Here is an 11,453-nt window from a genome sequence, read left to right on the forward strand (position 1 = left end):
GCGTTAACAACAGAGTACGCTTGCCGTTGAGGGTTTTATCTGCAAGCGGTCTGTTAAATGAATTCGTCAATACGGCCAGCGCGCACCTTGGTCAGCAGCCTTTTGGCCGCGCCAAGCTCACCCGTGGTCATCCTTTCCATTTTTTCGGCCAACAGCTGTTCGCCAATCATGCGCGTGTAGGGCGTAGCGTAGTGCAGCAGAAATTCCAGAAACGACGCCGCAGAGTTGGGGCCGCACTGATTTTTCATGCCGCACTCGCGTACCATGGAAAGGAACTCCTCGCCCGTGCGCCCCAGCCGGGGGCAGGCCGCGCAAAATGACGGCAGGTGGCGGGCTTCTTCCAGCAGAAAACGCACCACTTCATCCACATGGCAGTCTTCGCCAATGGGGAAGGGAACCTTGTGCTCGGGATTGTCGATCCAGTTGCCGTAGGGGTTGGCAACGCTGCCTGTGAGCAATTGCGAAGCACCCGCGCTACAGCCATCGCGCCACAGGCCCGCAGGTTCCTTGGTGGTCAGGATGATGCCAGCGTAAGGAACCGCCAGCCGGGCAATAGCCACGCAGCGCAGGTAGTCGGCATCGCTCACGGGATAGGGAGTTTGCATGTTGCTGCCGGGGGCGCAACGCATGCGGTGCAGGCTCAGGGTGCGGCAGCCGGTGTCATAGGCCCGCAGCAAGTGCGCCTGATGCTGCACAATACCCAGCAGGTCATACTGCCAGGGGCCAAGGCCCAGCATCAGGCCGCCGCCCACGTCCGGTACACCCGCCTGAAAAGCAACATCTGCGGCGTTCAGCCGGGCGTAGTAATCACTCTTGGGGCCAGAGATATGGGCCGCGCGATAACTGGCCTCGTGGTAGGTGTCCTGATAGATCAGCACGGTTCCCACATACGATTCCAGCAGGGCGGCATACTCGTGCGATTCCAGAGCGCCCACGTTTACGTTGACGCTGTGCACTTCGCCCACGCCGTCAAAAGCCGTGTACAGGATGCTGATGGCCTCGGCCAGATATTCAATATCCGCATTGGGCAATTGGCCGCTGACAAGAAAAATACGCTTGTGGCCCTGACGGATAAGCTTGAGGGCTGCCTCGCGCATTTCAGGCGAGGTCATGTACTTGCGCTCAACGGCCTTGTTGCTTTTGCGGTTGGCGCAATACAGGCATTCGCTACCGCAGTGGTTGGAGATGTGCAGGGGCGCAGAAAGCACAATGCGGTCGCCGTAAACCTGTTGCTTAACTTCATCGGCGGCTGCCATGATGCGGCCAACGCCCACGCCGTCCTGCACACGCATGAGGGCAACGGTTTCCGCCAAGGTTAAAGGCTGTAATTCAAGTGACTTGTTGAGGATATCCCGAAGCTCTGCGGCGTCAGGTGCTGTTTCCCTTTCCAGAGCTGTACCAATGGCCTGGGCATCAAACCAGCGGGGCTGTGCATCAACAGACATGGGAACCTTCCTTGCAATAATTTTCAATAACTTCAGCAGAATTATCGCAATAACAATCCTGCGCTTCATGTTACTTTGTTCACAAGCAACACGTTATTTATTTCACATTCGCAAGTCAAGGTGTGTACGCCAAGTTGTTTGATTAATCAAACTATAAATTTTACGGGCAGCAACAAAATAAGTTAAATTAAACTGGATAGATATAATTTGCGGCATCCAGCCTTATTAAAAAATCAAACACATAAAAATTTTGGGCCATGACTAGGACAGAGGCCAATAAAAGGCTAATGTCTAGTTATGGCAATAAAAAACAAGTACATCATTCGTTCTAAAATTTCTGAGGCTAAATTCCGTCAACTTCTCAGGCTTTTTTGCGTTGATTTAAATGCTACTCAAATCGCCCAGGTAACAGATTTAAACAGGAATACCGTGAATAGATTATTACAGGGGATAAGAGAGAGAATTGCCTTTGCCTGTGAAGTAGAATCGCCTGTTTCCGGCGAGGTTGAGGTTGATGAAAGTTACTTTGGCGCTCGCCGAGTCCGAGGGCTCAGAGGTCGTGGCGCTAGAGGAAAAACAATAGTTTTTGGCCTCTTCAAAAGGCAAGGGAAGGTTTATACAGAGATTGTCCCTAATTGCTCCAAGGTCACTCTGCAAGGCATCATCCGTGGCCGCGTGGATCCCGAAAGTATTATTCATTCTGACGGTTGGAGAGGGTATAACGGTTTGGTAGATCTCGGTTACCAGAAACATTATCGAGTCCACCATGGTGACAATGAATTTGCCAATGAATATAGCCATATCAATGGCATAGAGAGTTTTTGGGCTTATGCCAAAACTCGTTTGGTACGCTTCCGGGGCATACAAAGACAGACTTTTTATTTTCATTTGAAAGAATGTGAGTTTCGGTTTAATCATAGAGGTGAGGATTTGTATAAAATCATCCTCAAAATGTGCAGAGAAAAACCTCTGTCCTAGTCATGACCCAAAATTTTTTGTATTTATTTGCGCAGTGTCAGCCAACAGATGTTCTTGCGCCGCAAAAGCCACAGCGATATATTGCGCATGGCGAAAAAGGCGCGGTCTGCCTGCCAGAAACCTTGAAAAAACAGATCCCGCTGCCGACACTTTCACTCCAAGGAAAATCCATGTTCCCACTCCGCCCCGTGTCCCTTGTGCTGACACTCCTGCTCTTCCTTTGCCTTGGCTTTTCCCGGCCCGCCCATTGCGCAGGCGCCGAAAAGACGCAAGGCCCCCTGCGCGTGGCCCTGTTGCTTGAAACGCCCACGGGCGACAACGACTGGAACGACAGCCTTGTTGACGGCTTAAGGCAGGCCGAGCGCGAGCTGGGCATCAAGGCTTCTGTGATTACAGCTCAGCCAGGGCATGACGAGGCGGCGCTTCAGGAAATGTTTCGTAGCGCTGCGGGCAACAATGATCTGGTGCTGGTGGCCTCCAATGGCCTGCACGAAGTGCTGCGCAACAACGCCGCAAACTTTCGCCGCACCATGTTTGGCTGCATTGATACCGGCATCCGCGCGCCCAATATAATGTCCGTGACCTTTGCTGACGAGCAGGCTGCCTATCTTGCCGGGGCGGCTGCGGCCATGCTTGCGCGTCAGACCGGCATGCCCGGCATAAGCGGACGCAAAATTATCGGCTGGATAACGGGCGAGGACTGCCCCGCCATGCGCTCCCTGCTGGGAGGATTCACCGAGGGCGCGCGTGTGATTGATCCTGAGGTGCGTGTCGTCAACGTGGTTACAGGCTCATTCGCCAATGCGGAGGCTGGCCGCGCCGCAGCGAAAAATCTGCTCGACCAGGGTGCGGATGTTCTGGTGCTGGCCAGCGGCATGGGCAACGGCCCTGCATTGCAGGAGGTTAAAGCGCGCAACGCCTACGCCGTGGGCCTGAACACTGACAAGGACAGCCTGCTGCCCGGCCATGTACTCACCTCCATCCTCAAGCACCCCAACAAGGCCGTGTACGAGATCATAGCCGCAGCGGCCTCCGGCCACTTTGCAGGCAAGGAAATCCTCGTGCGCGACCTGCAAAACGGTGGTGTGGACATTACATCCATGGAGCCTTTCAAGGCTGCGGCTGGCAAGAATCTTCCCCCGGATATGGATCGCCGTCTGCGCGAACTGCGGGGTGAAATCCTCAACGGCGGCATCCGGCTCAAATCATTGCGGGAACGCACCTTGTGCGATTGTCTGTAAGAACACGCCGCAAAACATCGCAATTTCATTGCTGATAAACGGGAAAAAATATACGGTTTCATATCGGGCGGATCAGGCCGCCCGCAAGGCGTCATCCCCCCCTGCGCCCCAGACCATGGAAGAAGCATGCCCCCAGCGTAACCGGTATTGCCGGTTTCGCCACAACCATAAGCTTGCGAGGACTATCCATGATTATTGGCGTCACCAAGGAGATCAAGGCCGATGAATACCGTGTGGGCATCACGCCCGCCGGGGTCAAGGCGCTCACTGACCACGGGCACAAGGTTCTGGTAGAAAGCGGCGCAGGGCTTGGCAGCCGTATTGGCGATGACGAATTTGCCAAGGCTGGCGCGAGCATGCTGCCAGTGGGCGATGTATGGGCCAAGGCTGAAATGATCATGAAGGTCAAGGAGCCACTGCCCAGCGAATACAAATATTTCCGCCCCGGCCTGTTGCTCTTTACCTACCTGCACCTTGCGGCGGACAAGGAGCTTACCGACGCCCTGCTCAATTCCGGGGTGGTGGGCCTTGCCTACGAAACCGTACAGCCCAAGGACCGCAGCCTGCCGCTGCTGGCCCCCATGTCTGAAGTGGCGGGCCGTATGGCCGTGCAGATGGGTTCCTACATCCTGACCAAACAGGCAGGCGGCGCGGGTATGCTGCTGGGCGGCGTGGCTGGCGTGCAGCGCGCCAGGGTCGCCATTGTGGGCGGCGGCACCGTGGGTACGGAAGCCGCCAAGATGGCCATGGGCCTTGGCGCGGAAGTTACCATTCTTGACAACAATCTGAACCGCCTGCGCTATCTGGGCGACATTTTCTCTTCCCGCGTCCAGACCCTTGCTTCCAATGAATACAATATCGCCGGGGCTGTACAGGAGTCCGACCTTGTTATCGGCTCCGTGCTTATTCCCGGCGCCATGGCCCCGAAACTGGTGACAGAAGCCATGATCAAAACCATGCGCCCCGGCAGCGTGGTGGTGGACGTGGCCATTGACCAGGGCGGTTCGTTTGAAACCACGGCGGGCAGGCCCACAACCCACCACGAACCCACCTATGAAAAGCACGGCGTCATCCACTATGCCGTTGCCAACATTCCAGGGGCCGTGCCGGTCACTTCAACCTATGCCTTGACCAACGCGACCCTGCCCTTTGCCGTGGAGCTGGCGGACAAAGGCTGGAAGAGCGCCTGCCGCGAAAATATCGCCCTTGAGCGCGGCCTCAATACGGTTGATGGGCAGTGCACCTTTGCTGGCGTGGCCGAAGCCTTTGGGCTGCCCTGCGCCTCCACTGCCCAGATTCTGCGTTAACTGCAAAAAATTCAAAAAAATTCAGGCCCGTTTCAGGGAGAGCAGACGCTCCGCCACCTGAAACGGGCCTGTCTGCGTTCAGCAGAGGAAAATAGCGTGCCGCTGTCAGCCAAGCCCTTTATTTAACCGGGGTTCCATCCACCCGTTGCGAAAAGCGCGGCACAGACATGTGGCATACGCCCCGCCCCGTGCGGCGGGCAAAATCCTGATGGTAGGCCTCGGCCTCATAAAAAGGCCCGGCAGGCGCAATCTGCGTAACCACCTTGTAGCCAAGCTCGCGCAGGCGCGCCACCAGCTTTTCTGCCACAGCCTTTTGCTCAGCGCCCTGATAAAAGACCGCAGAGCGGTACTGCTCGCCCCAGTCCGGCCCCTGCCTGTTGAGCTGGGTGGGATCGTGAATTTCAAAAAAACGGCGCAAAATCTGCTCGTAGCCTACGCGCGAGGGGTCGTAGCGCACCAGCACGGCCTCCGCATGGCCGGTATCTCCCCGGCACACGTCTTCATAACTGGGGTTGACCGTGTGACCGCCCGTGTAGCCCGAGATCGCCTCGCACACTCCCGGTATTTTCTGAAAAGCGTCTTCCACCCCCCAGAAGCAGCCGCCAGCCACAATGGCTGTGGCCGTGCATCCTCCAGAGGCACCTGTCAGCGCCGAAGCCCCCGTAGCCGCCAGCGGAGCGCCCCCGGCAGCGGAGGTTTCCTTTTTGGCGGCCAGCCGCGCCAGAGCCGCTTTTTCCGCATCGCTGCCCGCAGGGGCAAAACTCATGGACAGCGAATTGACGCAATATCGCGTGTTTTTTTCTGTAAATCCTTCGCCCTCAAACACATGCCCCAGATGCCCGCCGCAGTTGGCGCAGATAATCTCAACCCTGCGGCCATCGGCATCGGGCACACGGCGCACCGCGCCGGGCACTGCCGTGTCAAAGCTGGGCCAGCCGCAGCCGGACTCAAACTTGTCGTCAGAATGGTAGAGCGGCATGCCGCACTGGCGGCAGATATAGGTGCCCGCCTCATGATTGTTGACATATTTGCCCGTATAGGGCGGCTCTGTGGCCTTGCGCAACAGCACGTCCGCCTCCAGGCCTGAAAGCGGCGGCATGGGATACGTGTTTTGCATCGAAACCTCCGAAGCTGAGGGCGAAGCGCCAGAAACCGCCAACGGCAGACCCGGCAGCAGAGCCAACAGCATGAATGTGCAAATAAGGAGACAACTCGTTCGTCCTAATCTGGGCATGGGTTCCTCCCGGCGCAGGCAGCGCATACGTTTTACATAAGCACAAGGGCGATCATGTCGAGGGGGATGCACGGTCTGCCCTTCCGGCGCACCGCACAAAAAAGCGCCCATCCGCAGAGCGGACAGGCGCAAGACGGTTGCGGCGCAAACCAGCATGTTATTCGGAAAATCCTTCTGGATTACGCGAGTGCCAGTTCCAGGCCGAGGCGATGATGCTGTCTATATCAGCGCGGGCTGTCCAGCCCAGCACCTCGGCGGCGCGCTCAGCGGAGGCAATGAGCCGCGCCGGATCGCCGGGGCGGCGTGCGCCGATGCTGACGGCAATGTCGCGCCCGGTCACACGGCGCGCGGCTTCCACCATCTGCCGCACAGAAAATCCCGTGCCGTTGCCCAGGTTGCACACTTCGCTGCCGCCGCCGCCACGCAGGTAATCCACAGCACGCAGGTGCGCGTCGGCCAGTTCCATCACGTCCAGATAGTCGCGAATGCACGTACCGTCGGGTGTGGGATAATCATCGCCAAAAATGGTGACATGGGGTCTTTTGCCCAGCGGCACCTGAAGAATGATGGGGATAAGATGGCTTTCCGGCCTGTGATCCTCGCCAATAAGGCCCTGAGGCCATGCGCCAGCCACATTGAAATAACGCAGGATAACAGAGCGTATACCGTGCGCCCTGCCCACCCAGTGCATCATGCGCTCCATGGCGAGCTTGCTTTCGCCATAGGGATTGGTGGGCCGCAGTGGCGCGTGCTCGGGAATGGGAACGACATCAGGTTCGCCATAGACCGAAGCCGTGGACGAAAACACGATTTTGTCCACCCCGTGGCGCGCCATGGCTTCAAGCAGCACCATCATGCCATGTATGTTGTTCTGAAAATATTTGAGCGGCTGCTCCATGCTCTCACCCACAAGGGAGCAGGCGGCAAAGTGCAGCACGGCCTCAATGGGCTGTTCTGAAAATACGGCATCAAGCAATGCCGGATCACGCATATCGCCGGAATAGAGGCGCACATCCTGCGGAACGGAACTACGATGTCCCGTAAGAAAATTGTCGAGCACCACAGGTGTTTCGCCACGCTCCAAAAGGGCGCGCACATTGTGGGAACCGATATATCCGGCACCGCCGCAAACCAGAATTGCCATGAACTCCTCGCTTGTCCGTTACGTTTCGCTCTTGCGAACAATAATTCTGCACTCGACGTAAGGGTTTGGCAAGAGGTGCAATGTCTTGTCTGCGCACCGGTACAGCCTGAGAGTGAGAATCGGAGAAGAGCTGCACGATGAACGCAAAGAAAAAGCCCGCCGGCTTCAGGACAGACATGACACTGACCTGGAACACAGCGGGCCCATATGACGCAGCCGAAAGGCTTAACGCCGTGCGCAGCAGAATTTTACAACTGCTTGAGCACATCCTCGGCAAACGAGGCCACGGCTTCGGGGTCGTTGGAGGCGTCGCCTTCCATCTTGAGCCCCTCGGCAATGATGGTCGCGCCCAGTTCCTTGGCGCGCTCTTCAATGGCAGGCACCGCGCCGCAAAAATGTTCATATTCATGGTCGCCGGATGCAAAGGCGGCTACCTTGCGGCCAGCCAGCCCGATGCGGTCAAATTCCTCAAACAGGGACAAAAAGTCGTCCTGCATTTCCAGGTCTTCCATGCCCCAGGCCGAGCAGCCAAACAGAACGGCATCGTAGCCGTCAGCCAGGTTCTCTGCCGAGGCGTCCGCCGCGTTGAGCAGCGTGACTTCATGCCCGCCAGCAACAATCAGTTCTTCAAGCTTCTGGGCGATGCTTTCCGTATTGCCAGTGCTGGAACCAAAAACAATCAGTACCTTACTCATGACATTCTCCTTCGTTGCGTCTTATTTAAAATTGAAATTCATTTTCTAAATGGATAGGGATGTTCGATTCGCCTGTCAAGGGGAAGAATCACCATGACTCTTTTATTACATCCCTGTCACCCACGCCCGGCATTTTTCGAGCAGATTGTGCGGGAATCACACCCTGCGCAACTCCACCTCAGCACTGCCAGCAGGAAAAAACTGTGATATTGGTCACAAAAATAAAAAAAGGCGAAAAAAACGGAGCCCCGCGCAACTCGCAAGGCTCCGAAAATGTTAACCGGTAGAATACGCTAATTATTCGCTGTCTGAACCGTTGTGCGAGTCCTCTTCCGCCCCGGCGTCCAGACCATCTTCCGTTGCCGCTTCCCTGGCGCGCGGGGCTGGCATGGTCCATTCGCCCGGCATGGGCGCGGCAAGTTCGGCCTTTGCACCCAGATAGGGATTAAAATAGCCATAGCGCAGCCAGGGGCAGAGCTTCTTGAGGCGCTTCATGAACGATGTCAGCCCCATGCTGGGCGAGAGTTCCAGTTTTTGCTGCCCCTCGCCGCCGCTCATAAGCTTGAAGTACCATTCGGGATCAATATTGAGGTTGCGCCACTGGATCATGCTCACGCCGTTTTCGCCCACCAGACGCGCCAGAGCGTCCAGCTCTTCTTCCGTATCCGTAACACCGGGGAAGACCAACAGGTTCAACGAAACCCAGATGCCACGGCTGCGTGCCTCGCGGATGGAGGCGCGCACATCGTCAAAGGAATAGCCGGATGGCCTGTAATAGCGCTCATAGAGGCCGCCTCGGGCGCTGTTCAGGCTCACGCGCATGCTGGTCAGCCCGGCTTCCGCGAGGCGGATCACAGCCTCGGGCCGGGAGGCGTTGGTATTGCAGTTGACCGTGCCGGGGCCATCGCCCGCGCGGAACTGACGCACGCTCTCCACCAGAAGATCGGGATTCATGAGCGGATCGCCCTCGCAGCCCTGCCCAAAGGAATAAATTGGCGTACGGGTTTCACGCCCGGAATGGACGCGCATGACCTCGGCCAGTTCTTCCGGGCTGGGCGTAAAGGCAAGGCGGCACTGCGGCGTTGACTGAATGGGCGAATCTTTCTCCTGCGCGGAAATACAGCCAATACAGCTGGCGTTGCAGGCGCGGGACGACGGCAACGGGGCCTCGTAGCGGCCTAGGGCAAAGTTGCGGGCCGCAGGGCAATCGTAGCGCGCCACGCAGTTATCCATAATATGCCGGATAAGCCTGTTCTTGGGGTAATCGCGCAGCAGGGCGCGGGCACCCTGCTCAATGCGGCCACGCGGAATATTGCTGAAAATCTGCCGGGGTTCGCTATCCACCCTGCGGGCGCAGATATAGAACCGCCCTCTGGCAAAGCCCACGGCTCCGTAGGCAAACAGGGGCAACATGGGTGCGTTTTCGCCGCTTTCATAGGCAGGGTGGGCCGAAAGCGTGTAGCCGGGTGAGGCAAAGGCCGCCACGGCAAGCTGGGCCTCGCCCTCAGGGGGCGCGATGCGCCCGGTTTCGGGGTCAAGGCCCACAGCCTGCCTGCCAGGCAACAGAAAGAACTCGCTTTCCTCCGGCAGGGGAATCAGCTCGTCCGGACGCGGCAGCCCCCACTGAGCGCCACGCCGACAGACCATGAGCAGATCGGGATCGTCATAGATATTGCCGCGCTCGTCTGCCATTACAAGATGCGGTTCAATGTGTTGCGCGGCCATAAAAGCTCCTTGCCCAAGAGGTGTTGAACGTATATAAAAACTGCTGGCCGGGCCTTCCCGGCCCGTATTTTTGGAGGCCTGCCATGTTTTCCATCATGCTTTTCATTTTTTTGTGTTTTTTCGGAATACTGGCCGTGCTGTATCACATGCTGCGCAGCCAGGAAAAACTTTGCAGGGCGCTGCACGAAGAGCACGCCCAGATGCGTGTGCTGCTGCGCTCGCTGGAATCGCGCCTTGACGCGCTGGACATGACGGAACCTGCCGATGCAGAGTTCTCCCCCAGGGGAGCCGCCCGCCTTGCGCCCCGCCCTGCCCCGCAGCCAGCACAAGACCCCCTGCTGCATCTGAGTTTTGATGAACCCGCGCAGAGCGTCAGCGTTGCGCCCGCTGTAGACCCGGCGCTGGATCTGCATTTTGACCCGGCTGTGGGCATCCCTGCTTCATCGGGCAGGAACAGCAGAAATTAAACACCATCAACGTTGAGAATACCCATTCTCAACGTTTTTTTAATGCTCATTCCCGCCCTGTCAGCCCGAATTCTCCCTTGGCAGCCGCCAGATAGGCCTCGCTCAACCCGGTACTGCGCAACTCCTCGGCCCAATGCAAATAGGGCAATCGCAGGTAATCCTTGCGGATAGCTGCGGCCCTGCCCCTGCGGCGCGCAACGCACTGCGGGTCGCTGATCAGGAGGGCGCGCACCTTGTCGCTGAATGTTCTTGCGCGGTGCACCGCCCTATGGCCTCCATCTATGCAGGCCAGCGCGGCCTGCCCCATGCGCGCAGCAACATCCGGGTTCTCAAGCAGATAGCGCACCTGGGCCACGGCCTCGCCAGCAGCGGTTGCAGCATCTACAATACTGCCATTGTCCGCCGTATCCGCCCCATAGCAGAGCATGTGCTCGCCCTCGGCAAAGATATCCGTCAGCCCGTGCCCGATGCGCGGGGTCACAAGGCAACTGCCGCAGCCCAATGCCTCAAAAACCCGAAAGTTCAGGTCGCCGTGCTCGCAGTGGTTCAGCACCACCCGCGCCCGGGCGTATAAATGGCGGTAGGAGCCGGTTACAATCTGCAATTCCGGCAATCCGCTGCGGCACTTTTCCAGAAAGGCTGTGCGGCACGGCAGATTGGCATTGACCGTGCCCACAAACACGCAGTCCATATCCTTGGCTGTCTGAGGCTCGGGCGCATCCTGAGCCCAGGCAAAGGCAGGTGACCACCACACCCGATCTGCGGGCAGATATGGCCCTGCAAAACGCGGCAAATGATCACGCAAAGACGCAATGCAGACATCAAAAGCCTGAGCGTAATACGGTTGCCACGAATGGATGTGAGAATCCACGCTGTAGAACACAGTGAGGCACGGAAAGTCCTCTACGCCAAGCACATAGGGAGCGCGGCTTTTGTCGGCCACTACCAGCACGTCTGGCTCAAAACCCGCAATACGCACCAGATCATGCCAGCCAAACACGGCGGCATGCTCAAAATTATGCCGGGCCACAGCATCCCAGCCGCAGGAAGAAAGGGCGTCGCTAAAAAAAGGACTGCCTATCCACAAAAGCCGCTTCATGCGCCCCCGGCAACAGTAATGTGGTTCTGCGCTAACTGCGCACAGTGCTTGGCATCTCATGCCTGACAGTTGCCAACAGGCCCGATTTGCAATAGGTTCAAAACCTAGCCTCGACGCC

General features: G+C 57.7%; 10 protein-coding genes. 4 read left to right on the plus strand and 6 right to left on the minus strand.

What is annotated here, in order from left to right; translation table 11 throughout:
* Nucleotides 1–53: 53 nt before the first annotated feature.
* Nucleotides 54–1,445, minus strand: a complete 1,392-nt coding sequence (locus ACUZ9Q_RS11625; RefSeq protein ID WP_192113292.1) for a radical SAM protein — start codon at nt 1,443–1,445, stop codon at nt 54–56.
* A 297-nt stretch (nt 1,446–1,742) separates the two neighbouring features.
* Between ACUZ9Q_RS11625 and ACUZ9Q_RS11630 the strand changes: the two genes are divergently transcribed.
* From ACUZ9Q_RS11630 to ald, 3 genes are all read left to right on the plus strand, one after another.
* The gene (locus tag ACUZ9Q_RS11630; RefSeq protein WP_449247358.1) at nt 1,743–2,423 is read left to right on the plus strand and encodes an IS1595 family transposase; all 681 of its coding nucleotides are present in this window, start codon (nt 1,743–1,745) and stop codon (nt 2,421–2,423) included.
* A 170-nt stretch (nt 2,424–2,593) separates the two neighbouring features.
* A complete protein-coding gene (locus tag ACUZ9Q_RS11635) occupies nt 2,594–3,664 on the plus strand; it encodes a BMP family lipoprotein (RefSeq protein WP_297894208.1) in 1,071 nt (356 codons plus the stop codon).
* A gap of 188 nt (nt 3,665–3,852) precedes the next feature.
* A complete protein-coding gene (gene ald, locus ACUZ9Q_RS11640) occupies nt 3,853–4,971 on the plus strand; it encodes an alanine dehydrogenase (protein ID WP_233483264.1) in 1,119 nt (372 codons plus the stop codon).
* 118 nt (nt 4,972–5,089) lie between these two features.
* Here ald and ACUZ9Q_RS11645 read toward each other — a convergent pair whose 3' ends face one another.
* The 4 genes from ACUZ9Q_RS11645 to ACUZ9Q_RS11660 all read right to left on the minus strand — a co-directional run bounded on the left by ACUZ9Q_RS11645 (nt 5,090) and on the right by ACUZ9Q_RS11660 (nt 9,769).
* Nucleotides 5,090–6,088 carry a bifunctional methionine sulfoxide reductase B/A protein gene (locus ACUZ9Q_RS11645; RefSeq protein ID WP_233483265.1) on the minus strand — a complete coding sequence of 333 codons (999 nt, stop codon included), beginning with the start codon at nt 6,086–6,088 and terminating at the stop codon, nt 5,090–5,092.
* 274 nt (nt 6,089–6,362) lie between these two features.
* A complete protein-coding gene (gene galE, locus ACUZ9Q_RS11650) occupies nt 6,363–7,349 on the minus strand; it encodes a UDP-glucose 4-epimerase GalE (protein ID WP_308586447.1) in 987 nt (328 codons plus the stop codon).
* 248 nt (nt 7,350–7,597) lie between these two features.
* A complete protein-coding gene (locus ACUZ9Q_RS11655; RefSeq protein WP_300555212.1) occupies nt 7,598–8,044 on the minus strand; it encodes a flavodoxin in 447 nt (148 codons plus the stop codon).
* A gap of 297 nt (nt 8,045–8,341) precedes the next feature.
* Nucleotides 8,342–9,769 (minus strand): radical SAM protein, encoded by a 1,428-nt coding sequence (locus ACUZ9Q_RS11660; protein ID WP_449247920.1) that lies wholly within the window; start codon nt 9,767–9,769, stop codon nt 8,342–8,344.
* An 83-nt stretch (nt 9,770–9,852) separates the two neighbouring features.
* On the opposite strand from ACUZ9Q_RS11660, the gene ACUZ9Q_RS11665 reads away from it, so the two are divergent.
* Nucleotides 9,853–10,236, plus strand: coding sequence for a hypothetical protein (locus ACUZ9Q_RS11665; protein ID WP_449247921.1), 384 nt, complete (start codon nt 9,853–9,855; stop codon nt 10,234–10,236).
* A 46-nt stretch (nt 10,237–10,282) separates the two neighbouring features.
* On the opposite strand, the gene ACUZ9Q_RS11670 is transcribed toward ACUZ9Q_RS11665, so the two are convergent.
* The gene (locus tag ACUZ9Q_RS11670; protein WP_215647923.1) at nt 10,283–11,335 is read right to left on the minus strand and encodes a glycosyltransferase family protein; all 1,053 of its coding nucleotides are present in this window, start codon (nt 11,333–11,335) and stop codon (nt 10,283–10,285) included.
* Nucleotides 11,336–11,453: the final 118 nt, after the last annotated feature.

The sequence above is a fragment of the Desulfovibrio desulfopostgatei genome, assembly GCF_053570645.1.

Bases quoted from the DNA above. Each gene is read 5' to 3' on its own strand.
- ACUZ9Q_RS11645 (WP_233483265.1), bottom strand. From the start codon at position 6,088: ATGCAAAACACGTATCCCATGCCGCCGCTTTCAGGCCTGGAGGCGGAC.
- ald (WP_233483264.1), top strand. From the start codon at position 3,853: ATGATTATTGGCGTCACCAAGGAGATCAAGGCCGATGAATACCGTGTG.
- ACUZ9Q_RS11625 (WP_192113292.1), bottom strand. From the start codon at position 1,445: ATGTCTGTTGATGCACAGCCCCGCTGGTTTGATGCCCAGGCCATTGGT.
- ACUZ9Q_RS11630 (WP_449247358.1), top strand. From the start codon at position 1,743: ATGGCAATAAAAAACAAGTACATCATTCGTTCTAAAATTTCTGAGGCT.
- ACUZ9Q_RS11660 (WP_449247920.1), bottom strand. From the start codon at position 9,769: ATGGCCGCGCAACACATTGAACCGCATCTTGTAATGGCAGACGAGCGC.
- galE (WP_308586447.1), bottom strand. From the start codon at position 7,349: ATGGCAATTCTGGTTTGCGGCGGTGCCGGATATATCGGTTCCCACAAT.
- ACUZ9Q_RS11635 (WP_297894208.1), top strand. From the start codon at position 2,594: ATGTTCCCACTCCGCCCCGTGTCCCTTGTGCTGACACTCCTGCTCTTC.
- ACUZ9Q_RS11670 (WP_215647923.1), bottom strand. From the start codon at position 11,335: ATGAAGCGGCTTTTGTGGATAGGCAGTCCTTTTTTTAGCGACGCCCTT.
- ACUZ9Q_RS11665 (WP_449247921.1), top strand. From the start codon at position 9,853: ATGTTTTCCATCATGCTTTTCATTTTTTTGTGTTTTTTCGGAATACTG.
- ACUZ9Q_RS11655 (WP_300555212.1), bottom strand. From the start codon at position 8,044: ATGAGTAAGGTACTGATTGTTTTTGGTTCCAGCACTGGCAATACGGAA.